The 22,590-nt window shown below is 63.1% G+C and carries 27 protein-coding genes and 2 pseudogenes; 22 read left to right on the forward strand and 7 right to left on the reverse strand.

All coding sequences use genetic code 11. The features are described 5' to 3' along the window. Position 1 precedes the first annotated feature (1 nt). Complete coding sequence (locus tag DC31_RS13030) at positions 2-1,462, reverse strand: MFS transporter (RefSeq protein ID WP_036280751.1); 1,461 nt, start codon at positions 1,460-1,462, stop codon at positions 2-4. Then, positions 1,462-2,808, reverse strand: a complete 1,347-nt coding sequence (locus DC31_RS13035; RefSeq protein ID WP_036280753.1) for a M20/M25/M40 family metallo-hydrolase — start codon at positions 2,806-2,808, stop codon at positions 1,462-1,464. Before DC31_RS13035 ends, DC31_RS13030 begins: the two co-directional genes overlap by 1 nt. Before the next feature lie 104 nt (positions 2,809-2,912). Between DC31_RS13035 and DC31_RS20350 the strand changes: the two are divergent. The 4 genes and pseudogenes from DC31_RS20350 to DC31_RS17175 form a co-directional block, all read left to right on the forward strand. Then, a pseudogene (locus tag DC31_RS20350) lies at positions 2,913-3,053 on the forward strand (NAD-dependent epimerase/dehydratase family protein); the annotation flags it as partial. 100 nt (positions 3,054-3,153) lie between these two features. After that, complete coding sequence (locus DC31_RS13040) at positions 3,154-3,651, forward strand: SDR family oxidoreductase (protein WP_327036881.1); 498 nt, start codon at positions 3,154-3,156, stop codon at positions 3,649-3,651. Positions 3,652-3,780: 129 nt separating this feature from the next. Next, entirely contained in the window at positions 3,781-4,149 is a 369-nt protein-coding gene (locus tag DC31_RS17170) for a hypothetical protein (RefSeq protein ID WP_152545430.1), read from the forward strand. Further along, complete coding sequence (locus DC31_RS17175; RefSeq protein ID WP_051606942.1) at positions 4,122-4,820, forward strand: FUSC family protein; 699 nt, start codon at positions 4,122-4,124, stop codon at positions 4,818-4,820. Before DC31_RS17170 ends, DC31_RS17175 begins: the two co-directional genes overlap by 28 nt. 58 nt (positions 4,821-4,878) lie before the next feature. On the opposite strand, the gene DC31_RS13050 is transcribed toward DC31_RS17175, so the two are convergent. Further along, positions 4,879-5,811, reverse strand: a complete 933-nt coding sequence (locus DC31_RS13050; protein WP_036280755.1) for a LysR family transcriptional regulator — start codon at positions 5,809-5,811, stop codon at positions 4,879-4,881. A 71-nt stretch (positions 5,812-5,882) separates the two neighbouring features. Here DC31_RS13050 and DC31_RS13055 point away from each other — a divergent pair, with 71 nt between their 5' ends. Continuing rightward, on the forward strand, positions 5,883-7,613 hold the full coding sequence (locus tag DC31_RS13055; protein ID WP_036280757.1) for an L-aspartate oxidase: 1,731 nt from the start codon (positions 5,883-5,885) through the stop codon (positions 7,611-7,613). Between the two features lie 25 nt (positions 7,614-7,638). Here the strand turns inward: DC31_RS13055 and DC31_RS13060 are convergent, their stop codons facing one another. Continuing rightward, positions 7,639-7,911, reverse strand: a complete 273-nt coding sequence (locus DC31_RS13060; RefSeq protein WP_327036874.1) for a VOC family protein — start codon at positions 7,909-7,911, stop codon at positions 7,639-7,641. A gap of 370 nt (positions 7,912-8,281) precedes the next feature. Between DC31_RS13060 and DC31_RS13065 the strand changes: the two genes are divergently transcribed. The 8 genes from DC31_RS13065 (at position 8,282) to DC31_RS18770 (ending at position 13,830) form a co-directional block, all read left to right on the forward strand. Continuing rightward, positions 8,282-9,109, forward strand: a complete 828-nt coding sequence (locus tag DC31_RS13065) for a hypothetical protein (protein ID WP_051607026.1) — start codon at positions 8,282-8,284, stop codon at positions 9,107-9,109. 111 nt (positions 9,110-9,220) lie between these two features. Beyond that, positions 9,221-9,724, forward strand: a complete 504-nt coding sequence (locus DC31_RS20355; protein ID WP_327036882.1) for a hypothetical protein — start codon at positions 9,221-9,223, stop codon at positions 9,722-9,724. Beyond that, on the forward strand, positions 9,616-10,047 hold the full coding sequence (locus tag DC31_RS20360) for a TrmH family RNA methyltransferase (protein ID WP_327036875.1): 432 nt from the start codon (positions 9,616-9,618) through the stop codon (positions 10,045-10,047). The genes DC31_RS20355 and DC31_RS20360 overlap by 109 nt, the downstream gene beginning before the upstream one ends. After that, complete coding sequence (locus DC31_RS13075) at positions 10,044-10,871, forward strand: SDR family NAD(P)-dependent oxidoreductase (RefSeq protein ID WP_036280759.1); 828 nt, start codon at positions 10,044-10,046, stop codon at positions 10,869-10,871. The genes DC31_RS20360 and DC31_RS13075 overlap by 4 nt, the downstream gene beginning before the upstream one ends. 324 nt (positions 10,872-11,195) lie before the next feature. Then, complete coding sequence (locus DC31_RS13080; RefSeq protein ID WP_235201505.1) at positions 11,196-11,876, forward strand: ABC transporter ATP-binding protein; 681 nt, start codon at positions 11,196-11,198, stop codon at positions 11,874-11,876. Continuing rightward, entirely contained in the window at positions 11,873-13,174 is a 1,302-nt protein-coding gene (locus DC31_RS13085) for an ABC transporter permease (protein ID WP_036280764.1), read from the forward strand. The genes DC31_RS13080 and DC31_RS13085 overlap by 4 nt, the downstream gene beginning before the upstream one ends. Before the next feature lie 15 nt (positions 13,175-13,189). After that, positions 13,190-13,702, forward strand: coding sequence for a TetR/AcrR family transcriptional regulator (locus DC31_RS17755; RefSeq protein WP_081813852.1), 513 nt, complete (start codon positions 13,190-13,192; stop codon positions 13,700-13,702). Beyond that, positions 13,600-13,830, forward strand: a complete 231-nt coding sequence (locus DC31_RS18770; RefSeq protein ID WP_036280768.1) for a hypothetical protein — start codon at positions 13,600-13,602, stop codon at positions 13,828-13,830. Before DC31_RS17755 ends, DC31_RS18770 begins: the two co-directional genes overlap by 103 nt. Here the strand turns inward: DC31_RS18770 and DC31_RS13100 are convergent. Then, positions 13,820-14,509 (reverse strand): response regulator transcription factor, encoded by a 690-nt coding sequence (locus DC31_RS13100; RefSeq protein WP_081813853.1) that lies wholly within the window; start codon positions 14,507-14,509, stop codon positions 13,820-13,822. The two genes, DC31_RS18770 and DC31_RS13100, sit on opposite strands and share 11 nt — an antisense overlap. A gap of 174 nt (positions 14,510-14,683) precedes the next feature. On the opposite strand from DC31_RS13100, the gene DC31_RS13105 reads away from it, so the two are divergent. The 7 genes from DC31_RS13105 to DC31_RS20615 all read left to right on the forward strand — a co-directional run bounded on the left by DC31_RS13105 (position 14,684) and on the right by DC31_RS20615 (position 20,232). After that, positions 14,684-16,204, forward strand: a complete 1,521-nt coding sequence (locus DC31_RS13105; protein ID WP_036280770.1) for a glycosyltransferase family 39 protein — start codon at positions 14,684-14,686, stop codon at positions 16,202-16,204. Positions 16,205-16,207: 3 nt separating this feature from the next. After that, the gene (locus tag DC31_RS13110) at positions 16,208-16,816 is read left to right on the forward strand and encodes a polyprenol monophosphomannose synthase (RefSeq protein WP_051606946.1); all 609 of its coding nucleotides are present in this window, start codon (positions 16,208-16,210) and stop codon (positions 16,814-16,816) included. Further along, complete coding sequence (locus DC31_RS13115) at positions 16,813-17,283, forward strand: GtrA family protein (RefSeq protein ID WP_036280772.1); 471 nt, start codon at positions 16,813-16,815, stop codon at positions 17,281-17,283. The genes DC31_RS13110 and DC31_RS13115 overlap by 4 nt, the downstream gene beginning before the upstream one ends. 59 nt (positions 17,284-17,342) lie before the next feature. Then, positions 17,343-17,954 (forward strand): phosphatase PAP2 family protein, encoded by a 612-nt coding sequence (locus DC31_RS13120; protein WP_051606950.1) that lies wholly within the window; start codon positions 17,343-17,345, stop codon positions 17,952-17,954. Between the two features lie 70 nt (positions 17,955-18,024). Then, positions 18,025-18,795 (forward strand): COG4705 family protein, encoded by a 771-nt coding sequence (locus tag DC31_RS13125; RefSeq protein WP_235201506.1) that lies wholly within the window; start codon positions 18,025-18,027, stop codon positions 18,793-18,795. A 170-nt stretch (positions 18,796-18,965) separates the two neighbouring features. Continuing rightward, positions 18,966-20,030, forward strand: coding sequence for a histidine kinase dimerization/phospho-acceptor domain-containing protein (locus tag DC31_RS13130; RefSeq protein WP_051606952.1), 1,065 nt, complete (start codon positions 18,966-18,968; stop codon positions 20,028-20,030). Further along, on the forward strand, positions 20,023-20,232 hold the full coding sequence (locus DC31_RS20615) for an ATP-binding protein (RefSeq protein ID WP_051606954.1): 210 nt from the start codon (positions 20,023-20,025) through the stop codon (positions 20,230-20,232). Before DC31_RS13130 ends, DC31_RS20615 begins: the two co-directional genes overlap by 8 nt. 76 nt (positions 20,233-20,308) lie before the next feature. Here the strand turns inward: DC31_RS20615 and DC31_RS18490 are convergent, their stop codons facing one another. Beyond that, positions 20,309-20,464 carry a hypothetical protein gene (locus tag DC31_RS18490; RefSeq protein ID WP_160173240.1) on the reverse strand — a complete coding sequence of 52 codons (156 nt, stop codon included), beginning with the start codon at positions 20,462-20,464 and terminating at the stop codon, positions 20,309-20,311. Between the two features lie 97 nt (positions 20,465-20,561). Beyond that, positions 20,562-20,687 (reverse strand): annotated as a pseudogene (locus tag DC31_RS19645) (DNA-binding response regulator); the annotation flags it as partial. Between DC31_RS19645 and DC31_RS18215 the strand changes: the two are divergent. Together DC31_RS18215 and DC31_RS13145 are read left to right on the forward strand one after the other, a co-directional pair. Beyond that, positions 20,683-21,636 carry a hypothetical protein gene (locus DC31_RS18215; RefSeq protein ID WP_152545431.1) on the forward strand — a complete coding sequence of 318 codons (954 nt, stop codon included), beginning with the start codon at positions 20,683-20,685 and terminating at the stop codon, positions 21,634-21,636. The pseudogene DC31_RS19645 and the gene DC31_RS18215 sit on opposite strands and share 5 nt — an antisense overlap. Then, positions 21,633-22,400, forward strand: coding sequence for a caspase family protein (locus DC31_RS13145; protein ID WP_036280782.1), 768 nt, complete (start codon positions 21,633-21,635; stop codon positions 22,398-22,400). The genes DC31_RS18215 and DC31_RS13145 overlap by 4 nt, the downstream gene beginning before the upstream one ends. Positions 22,401-22,590 lie beyond the last annotated feature (190 nt).

The raw sequence follows: 22,590 nt of genomic DNA on the forward strand, positions 1-22,590 counted from the left end.
GTCACGCCATCGGGGTGGTTTCGAGCTCGCTCGCGCGGTCCGTGAACGCCTGCTTCGGCACGAAGAGCAGCAGCACAGCGGCCGCGAGGGCGGTGACGCCGCAGACGATCCAGACGGTGAAGTACCCCGTGAGCGATCCGGCCGTGCCCTCCGCCCCACCCGCCACGCCCGCAACCCCACTCAGCAGCGCGATACCGAAGACGCACGACGCAATCGCTCCACCGACGGTCTTCACCGAGTTGGTCAGCCCGGTAGCGACCCCGGTCTGCGTCGCGGGAGCAGCCGATGCCGCGGCCGCCGGCAACGCAGCCACAAGCGCTCCGGAGCCGAGCCCGACGATCACCATGTTCGTGATCACCTGCGAGTACGCGTCGTGGAACGGCAAGAACAACAGGAACCCGATGCCAACGAGGATCGACGCGCCGATGAGGGTGATCCGTGGGGTCGTGAGGCGAGCGATGACGGAGAACAGCAGCGCTCCGGTGATCATGCCGATCAGGTAAATACCGATGATGAGCGAGGTTGCAAACCCGGTCGTTCCGAGTCCGTAGCCGTAGACCGCCGGGTCTGTGCGAGCGAACGTCGACAGCGGCGCCTGAGCGCCGAGAACGCTCACCCCGAACAGACCTGCGGTGAGGAACACTGGTCCGAGTGCGGGCGAACGGAACATCCGCACATCAATGAGCGGGTCATCATGCCGCAGTTCCCAGAGGGCGAACGGCACGATGAGCGCGAGGCCAAGCACGACGACAGCCCAGGACCAGGGATTGACGAGTCCACCCTCGAGACGCAACAGGCTGAGCCCACCGGTGAAGCAAATCAGGGCGATCGAAATGAGCACCAGCCCGACGGTGTCCAGCACACCTCCGGTGGACTCCGGCGACTCTTTCACGCCGAACAGGATCACGAAGAAGCACACGATCACCAGCAGCGCGGGAATCAGCAGCACGATAGTGAGCGGCAGCACGTCGACGAGTGAGCCGCCGATGAGCGCGCCGGAGATGGCACCGAGCTCCAGCGCCGCAACCAGCAGGCCTGCGGCTCGAGCGGTGAGGAGGGAACGCCCTTCCATGCGACGTGACCGCGACCAGATCAGTGCAATTTCGAGCGGAAGCCAGACGACGTAGAAACCCATCAGCGTCCATGCCACCAAGAACACCCAGAACGAGTCCGTGAACGGGAGCGCCAGGGCGGCGGCTGCGGTGAGGGCTGTGGAGATCAACAGCATCCGCTTGTGGCCGACCATGTCGCCGAGTTTCGCGAAAGCTGGCACGACGAGCGCCGACAGCATGAGTTGCGTGCCCTCGAACCAGTTGACGTCAGCGTCATGGATGCCGAGATGCCGAGCGATATCGGTCAGCATGGGCGTGTAGTACCCCTGCAAAACCCCACTCGTGAATTCGACGAACGCGAGGAATCCGACGACTGACGCAAGCGCGCCGAGGGTGACGGTGCGAGACATCAGTGATCCGTTCCGTTCAGGTTCTCGAGCAGTGCGCGATGAAAGACCTCGCCGCGCTCGAGTGTCGCAATCTCGACGCTCTCGTCAACACCGTGGATCGCCGCGCGCTGCGCATTCGACATCTCGAGCGGCGCGAACCGATATACCGCCGGTGAGTACCGGTGGAAGTGTCGCGAGTCGGTGGCCGCCATCATCACGTATGGCACCGGCGGAACGCCAGGGAATGCCTCTTCGAGCGCGCGTCCGAGCAGTGCGAACTGGGCGTTGTCGGTGGGCGACTCCGGCGAGGGTTCGCTGCCTTCCAATACCTCGATCGATACCAGGGGGTCATGAATGCGCCGGCGGACACGAGCAACCGCCCTCGCCACGGTCTCCCCCAGCGCGATGCGCAGGTTCACGGTGGCCGATGCCTGAGACGGGATGACATTCACCGCCGTTCCACCGGATTGCATCGTGGGCGCGACCGTAGTGCGCACCATCGCGGCCGGCTCTCCGCCCAGCGCCGCGAATACTCGTGCGGTGAGGAACGGGACGCGGCTCAGCACCTTCAACAGCAGCCGCGACGGCCCACTGGACTGCGCGGAGAATTGCGACAGCATCCGGGAGATGGCCTTGGGTGTGCGCGGGCGGAAGGTGCCGGGGGCGAGCCGGTTCACGGCGCGGGCGATGCGGCGGACAGCGGTGAGCGTGGGCGGGGCCGAGGCATGCCCGCCCTGGCCTCGAGCACTGAGTTTCAGGGTCAGCACGCCCTTCTCACCGACACCGATCATTGCGGCGCGACCCTTTACGAACGACAACGGCGCGTCGACCACAGCGCCACCCTCGTCCAGCACGAGCCACGGCATGATTCCGCGATCCTTCAGCACCTGCGCGATTTCGACCGCGGCGGCGCCGAAGGTCTCTTCGTTGCCACCGAACGACAGATACACGTCGCGGGCGGGCGTGAAGTCTGTAGCGAGCAAATTCTCGACAGCTTCGAGCACGACGATGAGCGGGCCCTTATCGTCGAGGGTGCCGCGGCCGTACACCCAGCCATCGGCGATCACCCCGGCAAACGGCGGGTGGGTCCAGTCGTCACTCTCATCGACTGGGACAACGTCGTAGTGTGCCATCAGAACGAGCGGACCTGCATCGGATGCGCCCTTCCAATGAAAGAGGAGTCCGAACTCGGTGTGACGCTCGAGCGTCAGATGCTGGTGCGTGAGCGGATACAGTTCGGCAATCAGCGCGACGAACTCTTCGAACGGAGCGGTGCCGCGCTCCTCCAGTTCGGCCGACACGGTCGGCAGCTGAATCATCCGGGAAAGTCGCTCGGCGATGCCGGGGCGCACGGTCGTTGTGCTCACGGTGTGAGTGTACCGACCGGGCGGCGAGACGTGCGCGCGAGGCTTGTCTCGCCAGGATCAGTAGTGCCAGGCAACATCTTCAGCCTCCGAGGTAGTCTGCTCCGATGAAGATCGCAATCGCGGGAGGAACCGGCGTCGTCGGACAGCACACAGTCGACGCGGTCAGAAACGCCGGGCATGAAGCCGTAGTACTGAGCCGCTCTCATCATGTCGACCTCATCACACGAAACGGGCTGGACGATGCGCTCGTCGGCGTGGAAGCCGTGATCGATACCGCGAACGTTTCGACGCTGAAGGCAGACGTTGCCATCGAGTTCTTCACTACCGCGTCCGGGAACCTGATCAATGCTGCCGCCGACGCGGCGTGGCCACATCATTCTGCTGTCGATCGTCGGGATCGATCGGATGCCGTTCGACTATTACGCCGGCAAGGTTGCACAGGAGAATGTCGTCGAGTCCTCACCGGTGCCGTGGACGATTCAACGCGCAACGCAATTTCATGAGTTCGCCGCGCAGATGTTCGCGCGGGCGAAGGCCGGCCCGTTACATCTGGCACCTCGCGCCCGCACGCAGCCGATTTCCGCCGCCGAGGTGGGCGAACGACTCGCTACTCTGGCCGTGGGCGCGCCGCAGCAGAGAGCACGCGATCTCGCCGGACCTCGCGAAGAGGCACTCGATGAGATGGTCAAGTCATACGCGAGGGCGCGTGGCTACCGGGGCTGGGTTCCATCGATCAGCATCCCCACGAAGCAGATGCAAGGCATGCGCGCGGGGCTGGCACTACCCGGTCCGGATGCCGACCTCGGTCGTCAGACTTTCGCGGAGTGGATCGCGGCGCGCTGAGACACTCTTCTGCACCGACGCCCGGGTGAGCTGAGTTATGCACCGCTCTTGGGTCCGGCGCTACCCGAGTGCATGAGCCTTGGCACGATCAGAAGCATCGACGAGCTCGCAACGGTGGAGAATAGACAGGTGAGCTTCTTCGCGTTCGCGCCCAATCCAGTGGCTCGCTGGCCGATCGGCATCCAAGCGGCTCTCGGCATGGCGGTGCCGATCATCGTCTTGACGCTGCTGGGTCACCCCCAGCTCGGATACATCGCCGGAACCGGCGCGTTCACGGTCCTCTTCGCAAGCGCGTCTCCCGTGGTCGAGCGGGCGAAGATCCTGCCATTCCCGGCTGTGGGTCTGATCATCTGCGCGGCGCTCGGCATCCTGGTGTCTGGGAACCCCGTGCTGACAGTTATCGGCGTCGCCGTCGTCGCGATCATCGGGCTGGGGTCGCCTTCGCATTCCGGCTCGGCGCCCCTGGCCCGGTGTTCTTCGTGCTGGTCTACGGTCTGACCGCCTATGTTGTCGGCATCGCGCCGGTAACAGGCCCGATGTACCTCGCCGCGTACACCGCGGGATGCCTCTTTTCGTACCTGCTCGCGCTCACGCCGTTCGTCCTGTCCCACGCCCGCGCAGTGAAAGCTCGACCACTGCGCGAGTTGCTGCCCGGACCCTCACTAGACCTCGACAGCCGGATGTTGCTGCTCCGCGTCGCGATCGTCGCTGTGATCGGTGCGCTGATCGGCTACTTCCTGCATCCCGATCGGACCTACTGGATCGTCGGTGCAGCCGTCGCCGTGATCGGACTCGCCGCTGTGCGGCGCACGGCATTCCAACGCGGCCTGCACCGCATGGTCGGCTCACTCGCCGGCGCAGGCGTCTACGTGCTGATCGCTGCCTTCGTCCCGCATGGAATCTGGCTCGCGCTCATCCTCGCGGCGATGCAGTTCACTATCGAGCTCGTCGTCGTGCGCCACTACGCCCTGGCGCTCATGTTCATCACCCCGCTGGTGCTCATCCTCAGCGGGGCCGCATCCGGCCAACCGGTATCGCTTGACGTCGCTGCTGAGCGGATCCTCGACACGCTGATCGGCGCGGGTCTGGGTGCGGTATCTGGTGTGCTGCATCCGAAACCCACTCCCGAGAGCGACCGGTTCGAAGTCACGGAAGAGGCGGAAGAATGAGGTGGCGGGATCCTGGCGGAGCCCTGGCGGCTCATCGGCGCGTTGCGCACTAGCTGCCTTATTCCACCAAACTCATCGTCGCCGGGTCGCGCACCGCCAGTTCGCGAGCCGTGTCGACGATCACCCGGCGCATGGCGGCGCCGGCGCGGGTCGGGTTCACGTCCGAGCGATGCGCGAGGATGACGGTACGCGACAGGCGCGGATCCTCAAGACGCACCGATCGCAGCGTCGGCCGATCAAGCAGCACCATCGCCGGCACGACCGCCACTCCGAGTCCGCGCTCGACGAAGCGCAGCACAGCATCCATCTCGGCGCCCTCCACAACCGGCGATGGAGTGAGGCCCGCGGCGCGGAAGGCCGCATCGGTCGCCGCCCGAAGGTCGTAGCTCTCATGGAAGGCGATCAGCGGCAACTGGGCCAGCCGCTCGAGGCTGATGCTCGATGTGTCGCTGACCGGCGGCTGCGCCGCCGACGAGACCACGACAAGTTCTTCACTCAGCAGCGACATTCGCACGAGCGCGGTGCCTGCAACTGGCATCCCCTCCGAGGTCGTGATCAGCGCCATGTCGACCGCGCCGGCAGTGAGCTGCTCAATGAGCAGGTGCGATCCAGCCTCGGTCAGCAACAGCTCGATACCGGGGTACGAGGCGTGAAAGGCACTCATCACCTCTGCGACGAGGCTGATGCACAGCGTCGGTGTCGCGCCGAGTCGCACGCGCCCGCGCTGGAGCCCTGCGAGCTCTGCCATCTCGGTGTGAATGGCGGCGGCATCCGCCAGCATCCGTCTGGCACGCGGCAGCAACACCTCACCCGCATCGGTGAGCGAGATGTTGCCGCGGACGCGTCGGAACAGTTCGGTGCCGAGTTCCGTTTCCAGCGTCGAGATCTGGCGGCTCAACGAGGGCTGGGCGAGGTGCAGATTCTCGGCCGCCCGGGTGAAGTGACCAAGGTTCGCGACCTCGACGAAGCCACGCAACTGGTCCAAGTTCATGCATCCAGTCTATCGAGACTAGAGCGATAATTCATTGGAGTTATCAACGTGGCAGTCGTAGCGTGGACGAAATGAGCACACGCGAACGTCAGATCTCCACCGCCGTCCTCGTCATCGGCACCGGCGGCTCCGGATTGCGCGCGGCCATCGAGGTCGCCGAGCGCGGCGTTGATGTGCTTGCGGTAGGGAAGCGACCGCTACAGGATGCGCACACCGCGCTCGCCGCTGGCGGCATCAACGCCGCACTCGGCACGATGGATGCGGAGGACACCTGGCAACAGCACGCCGCCGACACGATCAAGGAGAGCTACCTTCTCGCGAACCCGCACACGGTCGAGGTCGTCGCACAGGGCGCAGAACGCGGCATCCGGGATCTGGAGCGCTGGGGCATGGACTTCGCCCGCGAAGAAGACGGGCGCATCTCACAACGCTTCTTCGGCGCGCACACTTTTCGACGCACGGCGTTCGCCGGTGACTACACCGGGCTGGAAATCCAGCGCACGCTCGTGCGCCAGGCCCAGAAGCTGAACGTCCCGATCCTTGATCACGTCTACATCACCCGAATTCTCGTCAGAGACAACGTCGTTTTCGGCGCGTATGGCTTCGATCAGAACGACGGCACGCGCTACCTGATCCATGCGGATGCCGTGATCCTCGCTGCCGGCGGGCACACCCGCATCTGGCGCCGTACGTCGTCACGTCGTGATGAGAACACCGGCGACGCATTCCGTCTCGCGGTCGATGCGGGTGCGCGGTTGCGTGACCCCGAGCTGGTGCAGTTTCATCCGTCTGGCATCATCGAGCCGGAGAACGCGGCCGGCACTCTCATCTCTGAGGCGGCGCGCGGCGAGGGCGGCATTCTCCGCAACGCCCTCGGCGAGCGCTTCATGGAGAAGTACGATCCGGAACGCATGGAACTGTCGACCCGCGACCGAGTCGCGCTCGCGGCGTACACCGAGATCAAGGAGGGCCGCGGCACCGAGAATGGCGGCGTATGGCTCGATGTCTCGCACCTGCCGCGTGAGACGATCATGACCCGCCTGCCACGCGTTTACCAGACGATGCTCGAGCTGCAGATGCTCGACATCACGGTCGATCCAATCGAGATCGCGCCGACCGCGCACTATTCGATGGGCGGGGTGTGGGTGCGTCCAGAGGATCACAGCACCGATGTCGACGGGCTCTACGCGATCGGTGAGGCATCCAGCGGACTGCACGGCGCGAACCGTCTGGGCGGTAATTCGCTGATCGAGTTGCTTGTATACGGGCGCCTGGTCGGGCAGGCCGCGGTCACACACGCGGCAGGACTCGACGCACAGCGTCGCTCCCCCGCGGCAGTCGCCGAGGCGCGTGCAGAGATCGACGACCTTCTCGCGGCTGACGGTCGCGAAAACGTCCGCGCGCTGCAGCGTGCGATCCGCAACACGATGACCGAGCACGCCGGGGTCGTGCGATCCGAAGAGGGGCTACTCGCAGGTCTCGCTGAGTTGGATCTCATCGAGGAACGGATGCAGGACGTCGGCATCCACCCCGACATCGCCGGTTTCCAAGACCTCGCGCATGCGTTCGACCTGAAGGGCTCAGCGATCGCGGCCCGCGCGACGCTGGAAGCTGCACTGGAGCGTCGCGAGACCCGCGGATGCCACAACCGCAGCGACTTTCCCGAGACCGACCCCGCGTTGCAGGTGAACCTCGTCTGGTCGCCAGCTGCCGGCGTCACGCGTGAGGGCATCCCGCCCGTTCCCGCCGAGATCGCGGCGCTCATGCGCGAGGTGTCATCAGAGGGCAAGCTCGTGGAGTGAGGGTTGCCTCCTGGTCAGTCCCGCGTCACTGCGAGAGCACCGAGAGAATATTGCCCGCGGGATCCTTGAACCACGCGATATCGGGGCCGCGGCCAACGCTTTTGCCTCGCGCGATCCCCTTCTCGTCCTGGCCCGCGCCGTCGTATCGCTCCATGGTGACGCCCTTGGCGAGAAGCTCATCTACGACTGCATCAACGTCTTCGACCGGGAAGTTGAGGATGGTGAATGCCGCGGGCTGGTGGTCGCCTTTCGGGTAGACGAGCACGCTACCGCCCTTCGGAAGTTGAACGGTGATCATGCCGCCGCCTTGGTCACTGACGGTAAGGCCGAGCACGTTTTCGTAGAAGTCGCGCGAGCTGCGACGTCGTTGGATGACATGCCGCTGAACGCTTCGGAGTTCTCGAACATCTCGCTACTTCCTCAGTCTGCCGCGGGACGATATCGCGTGCAGGGTCAACACTTCCACTGCATCCGACGGCTGTCCACGGGTGTTTGTGCCGACTCGCCTCACACCACCTGCCCAGTCGGCACGGAGCTTCCGCACAGGCGTAATGATGCAGGATCGTTATCTTGTGCGTCCACCCGAGGACGTGCATTGCGTCCACCCGAAGGGCGCGCCTGTTGCTTTTGCTTCAGCACTGATCACCCGAAGGATCAATACGTTCACTATGCATAAAACCCTGTCGCTTTCCCCTGCCCACCGCCGTACCGCCGCCATCACGCTCGCCGTCGGCGCCGCCCTCGGCATCGTCGCCACTGCGGGAATCGCCGCAGCCGCCCCCGCTTTCGCAAGCGTCCCCGCGCGCGCGGCGAGCGTAGGTGCGGCGACATTCACCGCCAATCCCGCCCACACGGAGGTAGCGATCGCGGCGGCTCGCACTGCGCTGACGGATGCTGCATCCACGGTCATTGCTGCCGAGAGCAGCGGGATCGACTTGGGCGCCCAGGGCACCGCGATCGATGCCACACCACTCGTAAGCACGATGGCGCATCTCGAAGACGCAGAGAACCCTTCCGTGCTTTTGCTGCCCGCGCTGATGACGAGCATCGACGCGCAGACCGAGCAGGTCGCCGCTCAGACTGCCGAGCTGCGCGGACGCTTGGATGCCGCAACAGCGCAGCAAGCCGCAGAACAGGCCGCTCAGCAGGCGGCGGTCGAGGCAGCGGCCTCCCTCGCCAATGCGAACACGCCGGATGGCGCCAAGGCCGCCGCCCGACAGATCGCCGCTGACCAGTACGGCTGGGGCGACGGCGAGTTCTCGTGCTTGAGCTCGCTCTGGGAGAAGGAGTCAGGCTGGAACTACCTGGCCTACAACGATGACGGCGGAGCCACCGGCATCCCGCAGTCGCTCCCCGGAGACAAGATGGCCAGCGCTGGTGCCGATTGGCAGACCAACGCCGTCACCCAGGTTCGCTGGGGCTTGCAGTACATTCAGGGCAGCTACGGCTCCCCCTGCGCAGCCTGGGGTCACTCGCAGTCGATGAACTGGTACTGACGCCGGCACTCGGTACGCTCGAGTGTGTCGCTGCCACAGCGACGCATCCGCACAAAGAGAGGCGCAGGCCGCACGATGTCCCCCGAGTCTCGACCGCATCGAACGAAGGCCGTGTCAACCAGGAACGCTACGTTCCAGTACTGGGAGACGCTTCTCGGCAACCGGACCAAGCGCAACCGCGCCGGCGAGATGATCGTGCAGGGCGTACGGCCAATCAATCTCGCACTCGAATCCGAGCTGCAGTTGCGAGCAGTCCTGATCACGCACGCCGATGGTCGGTCGCGGTGGGCGTCCGAGACCAGCGCTACAGCCGAGCGCGGCGGTGCAGAGCCTTATCTGGTCGCCCCAGAACTGATGGTCGAGCTAGGCGAGAAGGGCGATGAGCCTCCGGAGCTCCTCCTGATCGTGGCGATCCCCGCGGACGACCTGTCCCGCCTTCCCACACCGGCCAATGCCTCTATGTCGCTCTCGACCGCCCGGCCTCCCCCGGCAATATCGGCTCGATCGTGCGCTCTGTCGATGCTCTCGGCGGTCACGGCGTCATCGTCACCGGACACGCTGCCGACCCCTATGACCCGCAAGCGTTGCGCGCTTCGACCGGATCGACGATCATGACGCCGACTGTTCGGCTGCCCAGCATCCGCCCTGCACTTGATTGGGTTGAGGAGATGCGCGCGAACGGCGTGAACGTGCAAATTGTCGGGACAGACGAGGATGGCACGCAGGACGTGTGGGATGTCGATCTCACCGGCCCGACGCTGATCGTCACCGGAAACGAGCATTCTGGCATGTCGGCCGCGTGGAAAGAGGCGTGCAACGTCTTGACGCGCATCCCGATGACCGGCCACGCGTCATCGCTGAACGCGGCGAATGCCACCGCCGCGATCCTCTACGAGGCAACGCGGCAGCGGCACACGGCGGGAAGCAGGCGAGCATGACCACCAAAGTCATCCTCATTACCGGAGCAAGCGACGGGATTGGTGCCGCCGCTGCCCGCGCGCTGCAGGCCGATGGCCACACCGTCGTGCTCATCGGCCGCTCACCCACTAAGACCGAGGCGGTCGCAAGCGAGCTGCACGCCGACTCGTTCCTCGCTGACTTCGCAGACCTCGATCAGGTGCGTCGACTGGCTGCGGAGCTGAAAGAGCAGTACCCGCGCATCGATGTTCTCGCCAACAACGCGGGCGGCATCTTCGACCAGCAACGCACCGTCGACGGCTTCGAGCGGACGCTGCAGATCAACCATCTCGCACCGTTTCTTCTCACGAATCTGCTGATGGAGACGTTGCTCGCCAGCCAAGCATCCGTTGTGAATACTTCGAGCGCCGCCGCCAAGCTCTTCGGAAACATCAATATCGACGATCTCAGCAACGACAACAACTACTCACCGAACAAGGCATACGGCGATGCGAAGCTCGGCAACATCCTCTTCACGAAAGAACTGCATCGCCGGTATCACTCGCAGGGGTTGTCCGCAGCCGCGTTCCATCCGGGAATCGTCTCGACAAATTTCGCGCACGATACGAGCAGCCCCATGCGCATCATCTATCAGTCGCCCCTGCGCCGTCTTATGCGCATGACGTCTCCCGAAAAAGGCGCCGACACTCTGGTCTGGCTCACCGAAGGCATCCCAGGTGATGACTGGGAGTCTGGCGAGTACTACGTGAAGCGCAAGCCAGCGAAGACGAACGCCCAGGCATCGGATGCTGCACTCGCAGAACGCCATTGGAACATCAGCGCGAAGATGGTCGGGCTGGACTGAGGCTTAGCTGCCGCCGGGCAAGCGGCCGGAGCCGCCGGAGCCGCGGGGAAGCGGCCGGAAAACCCGGATCATCCGCGCGCGCCCCGGCGTGTCAACATCCGACACTCCGCCTATCGAGCAATTGGTCCGGGTTTTCTCCCGACGTGAACGATGCGAACTCGTCTGATCGTGCACGCGTTCATCCAACCGATCCCTGGTCTCACGATCGGCAAAATGAACCGGAAAGCCTGCACGCCCGCGCACAGGCGCCCGCACCTGATTCCCAGCCAATCAATAGTGCAGTAGGTATAAATTTGCAGCCCTGCACTTATTGAAGGGAATCTCGTGACTGGTTCGATCCTCGATGCCGTCGACATCCACAAGTCGTACGGCAGCGGCACAAGCCGTTTCGATGCGCTGAAAGGCGTCTCGCTGGCGGTAAAAGAAGGTGAATCCGTCGCGATCGTCGGCAAGAGCGGCTCGGGCAAGTCGACGCTGATGCACATCCTCGCTTTGCTCGACGAGCCTGATCAGGGCGCGATCACGATCGAAGGAGCGGATGCTTCGGGCATGCGCGCACGCGACATGAACCGGCTGCGCAACCAGGATTTCGGGTTCGTGTTCCAGCAGTTCTTCCTCATCCCGAACGCCTCAGTGCTCGAGAACGTGATCCTGCCGCTCAAGATCGCTGGTGTCAGTGCGCGTGAGCGCAACGAGCGCGGCATGGCAGCGCTGCGCGCGCTAGAACTGGACGACAAGGCCAAGAACAAGGCAACGAACTTGTCTGGCGGGCAGAAGCAGCGCGCTGTCATCGCCCGCGCACTGGTGAACAACCCGAAGGTGATCTTCGCCGATGAACCGACAGGCAACCTCGACACCGCCACAGGGCAGGTGGTCGAAGACATCCTGTTCGATCTCAATCGCGAGAAGGGCATCACGCTGATCATCGTGACTCATGACACCGATTTGGCCGCACGCTGCGACCGACAAATCTTCCTCCGCGATGGACTGGAGGTCTCCGCATGAAGACCGCAGATGTGCTCAAGAGCGCCATCCAGAACACGTTCCGCAGCAAGCTGCGCACCAGCCTCACGGTCATCGCGATCTTCATCGGCGCGTTCACGCTGACGATCACGAGCGCCATCGGCGCGGGCATCTCGAACTACATTGACAATCAGCTCGGAGCGATCGGCGCCGAAGGGGTGTTGACCGTCACCCTCGCACCCGACGATGCGGCTCTCGCTGGCAACGATGGGCCGACCCCGTACGATCCGGAGAAGGCCACGGCCGGCAGCGGAGTTCCCGGCGGGGGCTCTCCTTTCGGTGGCGGAGCGCTGAGCACGTCCGATATTGACGCGATCGAGGCCATCGATGGCATCACCGGCGTCGAGCCCACCGTTTTCGTCACTGCCGACTTCATCACTACCGACGGCGCCGACAAGTTTGAAGTGACCCTGAACCCGGTGTCTGCGGCGACCGTTCCAGACCTCGCCGCGGGCGAAAAGCTCTCCGACGGGAATCGGAGCGAGATCCTCCTCCCCGACAGCTTCCTCGACGCGCTCGGATTCGCCGACGCGAAGGATGCCATCGGCGCGACCGCCACGCTCGGAGCAACGGATGCCGTCGGCGAGCAGCACGAGGTCACAGCAAAGATCGTCGGCGTACAGAATGCGTCATTGATTGCGCTCGGCGCGGGAATCAACGAGCACCTGACAGATGAGCTGGTCAAGGCGCAAGAGACGGGACGCATCACCGCGGCCCCGGTCGGCTACGTCTCAGCGGTTGCGCACTTCGACCCCAACGCGTCCGATGAGCAGGTCTCGGCGATCAAGGCTGACCTCGCGGATCAGGGTTTCCAGGCTCAAACCACCGAAGATCAGATCGGCGCATTCCAGACCGTGATCAGCGGCATCATCGGCGTGCTCAACGCCTTCGCCGTCATCGCGCTCATCGCGGCCGGCTTCGGCATTGTAAACACCCTGCTAATGAGCGTGCAAGAGCGCACCCGCGAGATCGGGTTGATGAAAGCGATGGGTATGAGCAGCAGCAAGGTCTTCGGGCTGTTCAGCTGGGAGGCGGTGTTCATCGGGTTCCTCGGTAGCGCCATCGGCGCCGGGGTCGCCATCCTTGCCGGGTCTGCGATCAGTTCTGCGCTGGCGAATTCGCTGCTCTCTGGCCTGCCGGGTCTGCACATCATGCTCTTTGAGCCGGCCTCGATCATCACCGTCATCCTCGTCGTGATGCTGATCGCGTTCCTCGCTGGCACACTGCCTGCGCGGCGCGCTGCAAAGCAGAACCCGATCGACGCTCTCCGCTATGAGTGACGGAGAATCGATCGTATGAGTGAAGCGGATGCCGTAGGGCTGCGTGAGCGCAAAAAACGTGCCACGAAGCAGGCGATCGAGCGGGGTGCGATCGAACTCGCGCTCGAGCATGGCTACGAGAACGTCACGGTGGAGATGATCTGCGAGAGCGCGATGATCTCGCAGCGCACGTTTTTTTTTTTTTTTTTTTTTTCAACTACGCGGGTTCGAAGGAACGCGCAGTCCTCGGCATCGACACTCCCCTGCCCGGCGAAGCGCTCCGCAAGGAGTACATCGCCGGGCAGGGCGGGTCGCCCCTGCAGGATCTCATCGCGACGATGGTTGCCGCATTCTCGCCCCTCGGCGGTGTTGACGCCGCACTGTTCGGCAAACGTCACCAGATTGTTCAAGCGAATCCTGGCCTTGCGCTCAAGGAATTCGCCCGCATGGAAGAAGCGCAGACTTCAATCGTCGAGCTGGTTGATGCGAGGCTGCGCTCCGACGACTCCGCCCGTGACCGCAGGGGCGTCGAAGAGGAAGCGCGGATGATCGTGTCGATGACCTTCGGCATCACGCACTACCTTGCCCGCGACTTGATCGCCAGCGGTTCATTCGACAACGCAGACGAACTGCTGCAGCGCGCGATCGCTCTCGCGCGAAAGGTTGTCACGGACTGAGTTCACTGACCGCAATCAGTTGGAACCCCACGCCGCGCGCGTTGACGATGCGAGCCGGTGCGTCCACCGATTCCAGCTTGCGCCGAACGTAGCTGACGTACTGGTCGACGATATTCGCGTCAATGTATGCACCCGATCCCCAAATCGTTTCGAGGATCATCTCGCGGGGAAGAATCTGCCCGATGTGTTCGGCGAGAAGGCGGAGCAGGTCGAACTCAGTGCGGCTGAGTCGCAGTTCTTTGCCGCCCGCCGAGATCTCATGACGGGTGAGATCGATCAGCAGTCCGCCGACGTCGAGTCGGGGCATACCTAGCGAATCTCGGCGGCGAAGCGCACGCAATCGAGCTGCGAGTTCAATGAACTCGAACGGCTTCGTCAAGTAGTCGTCGGCGCCAGCATCCAAGCCCCTGACTCGGTCATCGACCGCGTCGCGGGCGGTGAGCAGGATGATCGCAAGCGCGACGTGCTGCTGGCGAAGCCACCGGCACAGTTCGAAGCCTGACATCCCGGGAAGCATCACATCGAGCACGGCGAAGTCGTATTCGCTCTCGTTGGCGAGCGCCATGGCCGAGAGCCCGTCCGTCGCGGTGTCGACGTCGTAGCCCTCGCCGCGCAGTCCGCGAGAGATCAGGTCTGCCATCTCGAACTCATCGTCGACGACGAGCACTCGTATCGCCATGCTCAACCCCTTTTCCCAGAGCTTAGAACAAAGCCACCCCGCCGATCGCTGCGGTCAGCAACTTGTTCCGACTCTGAGAGGTTTCTCATCCTCGCTCACCTTCTTGCAGGGTGTCTTCCGAGCTTCGCGCGGGACTCTGACTCACAACAACCGCGATATGCCGGGGGGGAGAGCATGATGCTGGAAGTGACCTCGGCTCCGGTCAGGACGGCACCCGTCCGCCGAATGCGACTTGCGTACCCGGCGACGATCCTGGGCACTATCGGCGCACTCATCGGTATCGCAGGCTCGTGGATCCCCTCGTACTGGGGTGATGAAGCAGCCAGCGTGATGTCCGCGAACCGCACGTGGGGGAGTCTCGCAACCCTGCTCACGAACGTCGATGGCGTGCATGGTCTCTATTACGCGTTCCTTCACCTTTGGGTTGGCGTGTTTGGGTCATCCGAGTTCTCTACGAGACTGCCGAGCGCGATCGGTGCCGGGTTCATGATCGCGGGAACGGTCGTCCTGGTGCGCGACGTTGTGGGGACGAAGACGGCGGTAGTCGCTGGCATCATCAGCATCCTCTTACCGCGGACGATGTACATGGCCGTCGAAGCGCGATCCTATGCCATCGGTGCCGCCGCGGCGGTGTGGGTGAGCGTCCTAGTGCTTCGGCTGCTGCGCAATGGTGGCACGCGACGCGGATGGATTGCCTATGCCATCGCCGCTGCGGCGTCGATGTATCTGTTCCTCTATCTGGGGCTGCTCTTGATCGTCCACGGCGTGGTGGCCGCAACGCTTTACCGCCGCGAGCTCAGGCGATGGGGGCTCTCAGCGGTCATCACCGTGGTGCTGGCTTTGCCGATCATCATCGTCGGCTTCCTGCAGAGATCACAGATCAGTTTTCTCGCACGGCGCTCCTACGCGACGGCTTCGAATGTGCTGATCAAACAGTGGTTTGACGCACCATTAATTGCGATTATCAGTTGGGTTCTGATCGTGGCGGCCATCGGTTGGCTGATCTGGCGGCTTACGCGTCGGGATGCTTGGGCATGGCGTGACCGGGCGCATCTGACGATCGCGGGTGTGGTCTGGTTGGCACTGCCAACCGCAATTCTTCTGATTGTCAACACGACGGTCTCCCCCGTCTACAACGTGAGGTATCTGACCTTCTGCACGCCGGCGGCAGCTATTCTCATCTCGCTCGGAGTCGTGACTCTGACAGAACGTCTGACCTCGAAGACGCAATTGACGACCACGGTGCTGCTCCTCGCCCTCCTGGCTGCTGCCTGCGCACCTGCCTATGTCAGCCAACGCGGACCATTCGCCAAGGATGGCGGCAGCGATTGGCGCGCCGTCGCAACCTACGTCCACGATCATGCAGGCGCCGGTCAGGCGATCGTCTTCGATCAGTCCACCAAACCGTCACGCAACCCACGCCTCGCGATGAACCTGCGTCCCGCCGAGTTTGCCGGCCTACTCGACGTCGCACTCAAGACGCCGTATGCCGACCGTGCATGGTTGTGGGACTCGGTGATTCCGAATCGGGATGCTGTCGATCTGCTCTTCGGAGTGAGCGATGTCTGGGCGGTCGAACTGACGACGAACGCAGCAAAAGCGGATGACGTCGTGCTGCTCGAGCAACACGGGTATCGCATCGAATCGACAGAGCGCGTTCATCGCACGACTGTCTATCACCTGATCAAGGAGTGAACCATGAGCGCACGAACCGTAGTGATCTTGCCTACGTACAACGAGAGCGAGAACCTGGAGTCAATGGTTTCGCGCATCCGTCGCACCACGCCCGATGTATGCATCCTCGTCGTCGATGACAATTCACCTGACGGCACCGGTGAGCTTGCGCAGGCTCTCGCTCTGGGTGATCCTCTGCTGCAGGTAATGCATCGTCGAGAGAAAGACGGGCTCGGCGCTGCGTACCTTGCGGGGTTTGACTGGGCGATGCGACAAGGATTCGACGTCGTCGTCGAATGCGATGCCGACGGCTCACACCATCCGGAAGAGCTGCCCAGGCTTCTCGAGGCGATCCACTCCGCCGACGTGGCGATTGGCTCGCGGTGGGTTGAAGGCGGAGCAGTCGTGAATTGGCCATGGCATCGGCGACTGCTCTCGCGGGCGGGAAGCGGATACGCGCGCCTCATGCTCAGGGTCCCGCAGAGAGACATGACGAGCGGATACCGCGCCTACCGCGCCACGGCGCTCGAACAGTTGAAGGGTAACTGTTTGGGGGCTGACCCCGATGCCACGCCATCCCGCTGCCGTCGTGGCGGTGACAAGCCATGCCTGAGCTACGGACCCATCGGATGACCTCGGATCTTGCACGATTCGCGGTCGTGGGCGGGGTCGGTTTCATCATCGATGCCGGAGTCTTCAACCTGCTCAGGGTGACGGTGCTGACCGACGGAAGAATGGTGGGCGCCGCCCTGGTCGCGAAGGCGATCTCAGTGTCCATCGCGATTCTTGCGAACTGGGCCGGCAACCGGTGGTGGACATTCAGAGACCGTCGACACGATCGCGCGTTCGCCGAAGCCGTGTCATTCTTCGGCGTCAGCCTGGCTGGCAGCGCGATTGCCCTCGTCTGCCTCGGGATCAGTCACTACGCGCTGGGATTCACTTCGCCGCTCGCAGACAACATCTCCGCAAATGTGATCGGCCTGCTCCTGGGATCGATGTTCAGGTTTATCGCAAGCCGCAGTTGGGTGTTTCGGGCGGCGCCGATCGCTGTGCGTGAGCGTCCCCGCGTGCCTGTGCGTGCTGTCGGGAGCCTCAAGTGAGGGTCAGACACGTCGCATCACCATCGCTTCGAACCGCAGCCTGGGCTGGCTTAGCGACCGTGGTTCTGGTCGGTCTGAGTATTGTGCTGCTCGCTGATCAACTGCCCGCGGTCGACTCCTGGTGGCACTCGCTGATGCTGGCAAGCAGGACGGATGCTGGACTCGCGATCGCGCGTGCCCTCGCTGTGATCGGGGGCGTCATGTGGATGATCATCATCGGCCTCCTCCTCATCGTCACGCTCCTGAGCGTCAGAAGCCCCTGGAGTGCGCTGACGGCCGCGGCGGCAATGCTCGCCTCTGAGACCATCACCGCGGTCATGAAGGTGGGTTTCGCGCGTCAGAGACCACCGGATTCGCTCACCGAGACGGGCTTCACGTCGTTCCCTTCTGGGCACACGACGTTGGCCGCCGCCGTCGCCATCACCATCGCGCTTCTCGCGGGTCGGAAAGCGAGCTGGATACTGGCGGCAGCGTGGATCGTGCTGATGGCATGGAGCCGCACGTACCTCGCAGCGCATTGGCTCACCGACACGCTCTGTGGAGCAGTCCTCGGGGCATCGGTCGCGCTGCTCATGTGGGTTGCGGTGCAAAAGCTCGCATCCTCGGCTGAACGCAGACGTTCCCTGAGAGAACACTCATCCATGGACGCCTCAACTGCGGGCGAACGCTAAGGAGTCATCGCGAATATAGGTGCATGACAAGCTCAATGCCCACACACATTCGCACCATCTGTTCAACAGGGTGCCGGAGGTCACTTTCGCCTTCTGGGTGATCAAGATTCTCTCGACCACCACCGGAGAAACCTTCGCCGACTACCTGAATGTTCAGCTGGGCTTAGGGCTGAGCATCACCACGTGGGTGATGAGCGGACTCCTCGTGATCGCCCTGATCGCACAGTTCGTGACGAAACGATACAACTCCGGCATCTACTGGACCGTCGTCGTGCTGATCAGCATCGTCGGCACGCTCGTGACCGACAACATGACCGATGTGCTGGGCATCGAACTCTGGGTGAGTACCCTCATCTTCAGTGCCGTCCTCGCCCTCACGTTCGGCGTCTGGTTCGCGCGTGAGCGGACTCTGTCGATTCACACGATCTTCACTCGTCGGCGTGAGGTGTTCTACTGGATCGCGATCCTGTTCACTTTCGCGCTCGGTACCGCTGCCGGAGACCTAATCTCGGAGGGACTCGGTCTCGGCTACGTGTTCGCGACGATTCTGTTCTCCGCGCTGATCGGCGTCATCGCCATCGCACGGTTCGCGTTCAGTATGAACGTGGTGTTCTGCTTCTGGGCCGCGTACATCCTGACCCGTCCCCTCGGCGCCTCGATCGGAGACCTCCTGTCGCAGTCACCCGCCGACGGTGGGTTGGGTGCGGGAACGACGGTCACCAGCGCGGTGTTCCTCATGATCATCGTCATTGTTGCGACCTACCTCGGAATCAAAACACGGCGGCAGCGCGCGGACGCACTCAGCACCATCGCACCATCACTCGCGGTAAGCGCGCCGTAGAATCACCACAAGGAGGTCGATCGTGGCTCTGCGCTTCGAAGTGGATTTTGAGCTGATCCGGGCTGAGCGGTGAACTTCTCGAGGCTGACGATCCGGGTGCGCATCACCGGCGGTAGCCTGCTGATCGCGATCCTGATCTCCATCTCGCCGGGATCATCATCTACAGCCAAGTGGCGAGGATCATCGGCGACGAGCAGGTGAGGGTCCTCAAGGGCATCGAAGGTCCATACGTAACAGCCATCATGATGGGCGACACCCAGGAACTGGATCTGCCTGGACCGCAGCAATTCGTCGCTGTGATCGACCCGTCCGGAACAGTCGTCCTCGACAGGCTGCCGGACGTGCTCGCCGACCGCGTGCCAGAGTTCGCAGCCGCACCCGACGGCCTTCAGACGGTGAAAGAAGACTCCGCGGGTTATCTCGTGCGGTCCGCATCGGTCGAGGCGGACGCGGGCACGTGGCAGGTGCTTACGGCGAGCGGCGCAGAATCAGAAGTCCTCGACCGGGTAGCCTTTCTCCTCATCGCGAGTATCGCGGGAATCAACCTGGCATTCGGCGCTGCATCGTGGATGATCGGAACAGCGGCTCTCAGCCCTGTTGCACGCTTGCGGCGCAGTGCCGCCGAGCTCGTAGACACACGGGGCGCGGACCTCCTCCCCGTTGGCCCTGCACGCGATGAGATCGCCGATCTCGCCGTGACACTGAACGAGCTGATCCAGGAACTGCGCGCCTCTGCCGATCGCGAGCGCCAGATCGTCTCCGACGCGAGCCATGAGTTCCGGACACCGCTGGCGATCATCCAGACACGCCTCGAACTCGCGCAGCAGCAAGCAACGACGCTGGACGAGATGAGAGTCGAGGTCTCGGCAGCTCAGCGGACCCTGGCCCGACTTTCCTCGCTCGCCACCTCACTGCTGGAGCTTTCGCGCATCGACGCGCAAACGGAGCGCGGAAGCGCGACGGTTGACCAGCTGGCGATCGAGCTCGCCGAGGCAGCTGATCGCGGTCGAATGCGCGTGACTTCCCTCCGCATCCGCATCGAGTACACAGATGCCACCACCACGCCCGGTGCCACTGTCAGCGTCAGCGTCGAGGACTTCGGACGCGTCTGCGACAACCTCGTGGGCAACGCTGTGGCAGCGATCGGACACGAGGGTGATATCGAGCTCCGACTCACCGGAGACGATGACGGAGTCTGCCTGTCGGTGGCTGACACCGGCGGGGGGGATGGATGAGGCATTCGTGCCTTTCGCGCTGGATCGCTTCTCACGTCAGAGCGAAGCTCGCACGCGTGCTGGCGCTGGATTGGGTCTATCGATCGTCGCGGGTATCGCCACGATCGCGGGAGGCACTGTTTCATTGACGAACTCCCCGGGAGCCGGGCTGCGAATCGACGTCAGTTTCCCTGCTGTGACTGTTACTTCGACCCGCCCCTAGACGCGGCTGAGGCGGGCTTCGCGGTCAGATCGAACATCACGGTCCCGCCGAAGCTCTGCGGAGAGCGCGATGTGATCTATCGGTCGCGGTGATCCTGGACGTCCGGTGCCTGGCGCAAGATGTCGGCGAGTTCCTCTTCGGGACGCGGCGCAATGTTCTCGTCCTCCTCGAGTTCGGGAACGCTCGGCTCGTCCGGTGCAGGAATGTGATGGCTGTTGTCAGTGGAGGACATGGCTTGCTCCCTTGTTTTGTCTGGTCTGTTTTGTCTGGTCAACGATGAAGCGCTCAGCACCCCATCGACATAGATGCCGTCGTCGATGAGCGCCATGTTAGGTGAGCAGACCGTCGAGGCGGTAGCCCATTCCGGGATCAGTGATGATATCGGCGGCGCGGGCGGGATCGACTCCGAGCTTCATACGAAGTTGTGAAACGTAGAGGCGGAGATATCCCGTGTCTTCAGGCCACCCTCCCTGGCAAGCCAGATCAGATGTCGCCTATACGTGCAGCAGTCCCAGGTGTATGTTTCGCTTCATAGCATGTAGAGAGCTGGGGCTCACAATGACATACACGACAACATTGTCGACGAATCCACAATCGCCTGAGATAGACAAGGGCGGTACGTTGACGATCACCGCGACACTCGAGCTGGACGACGCCCCTCACCAACCACCAGCGTGGCAATGGGATTACAAGTCAGAGGACGATTGGGTTTCACTCAGCGAATCAAGCGCGTCGGTGAATGCTAACAACCTTATTGTTGGCAACTTCACATATAGAGCAACACCACTGGATAAGGATTCGAACCCCATCGCGGGCGCTCAACCCGCAATGGTCAAGGTAACGATCCGCGCTCCGGGTACGGCGCCAACACCGTCTCCGGCGACTCCCGCCGTGCCCTTGATTTTCAAATCCTGGTTCGCTCTGTCATCACTCCTCGTGCTGCTGCTCGTTCTGATCGTGTTTGTGTGGAAATCCGACCTGTTGTCGCTCTCGGTTTCCTTCGCGGACGATGTGGCCGAGAACGATCCTCGTGCGGCGCTTGCCGCGAAGGTGATGGGTCCGATCCTCGTGATTGGCACGGCGATGCTGGCGATCGGTATCTGGATGATTGCCGTCGAATGGCGCGGGGCCTTCGCTGATAGACCAAGGACGAAGGGTCTTTCAGATGGCGTCTTCGCGGCGGCCGTCGGCGCGCTCAAGGATCTGAAAGGCGCGAATCTGGTCGTCATCGGAGGGATCGTGCTGATCCTCTCGGTCGCATGGATGGTGTCGGCGACAGTCAGCTCGACAGCCCCCACTCCTGACCCATCTGCATCGACGGCGATCGATGATGCTCCTAGCATTGACCCGTCTGGGCCAGTGCCGGCGCCAGTTGAATCGTTTTCGCCGGGGCCGATCTCGTGACGTCGCGCGCGCTTGTGGTCGGTGTACCGAAAACCGAGGTAACCGGGCTCCCCGAGCTAGAGGGTGCGTCGCGCGATGCGGTCGCCATCGGCGCTCTACTGCGTGACCGTGGGTACGTCGCCGACCGCACTTTCCCGAATGGCCTAACGTGCGATGCGTTCACCACGCAGTTGCTCGAGCTGCGCGCCGAAACAATGGCTGAGGACCAAGCCGTGGTTTACATAAGCGGCCACGGCTACCGCATACCCGACAGCAGCGGAGACGAGGCGGGCGACGGCTACGACGAGTGTCTCGTGTTGTCCGACGGACTTCTTCCGGATGATTGGTTCCACGACTCGTTCTGGCCCGGTGTCACAGAGGGGAGCGAGTGGATCACCTGTGCCGATACTTGTTTCAGCGCGACTGTTTTGCTCGCCATCGAACCATTCGATGCTGACGCACTCATAGTGCCCGATCCCAAACCGCTCCATCGCTCACGTCGACCGGGGATCGCCCGACTGTCGCTCGCCGCAGCGGGCGAGGGTGAAACTGCTCTCGAGCTAGGCGATGGACCATTCATTTCCAGCTGGTACACATCACAGATCCTGGAAGTCCTGCAGACCGCACCGGAAACGACCTACCGAGGCTTGTGGACACAGTTGCAACAGCGGTGGTCTGCTGCAAATCAGTCTGGAGTGCTCATGCTCGGCGACCCGTGGATGTCGGCGACTGACGCTGCGCACGCACTCACCAACTCGCCGGCCTTCTTAGCGCGACAGACATGACACTAAATGCCCTGGTGAGGTCCCTTCGATCGCGGGACTTCCAAGAATGGAAGCACGCGCACGGAATACCAGCGCGTGACTTTCGTATCGAGCACGACGTCTGAAATTTCGTCATGAACGATGCCGAGAATCAATACGGTTTGTTCAAGAAAGCGGAAGCCTTGGGAGCATCATGACTGTTCCGCCGCCC

Origin of the sequence: Microbacterium sp. CH12i, assembly GCF_000685355.1 — a bacterium.
GTDB lineage: Bacteria > Actinomycetota > Actinomycetes > Actinomycetales > Microbacteriaceae > Microbacterium.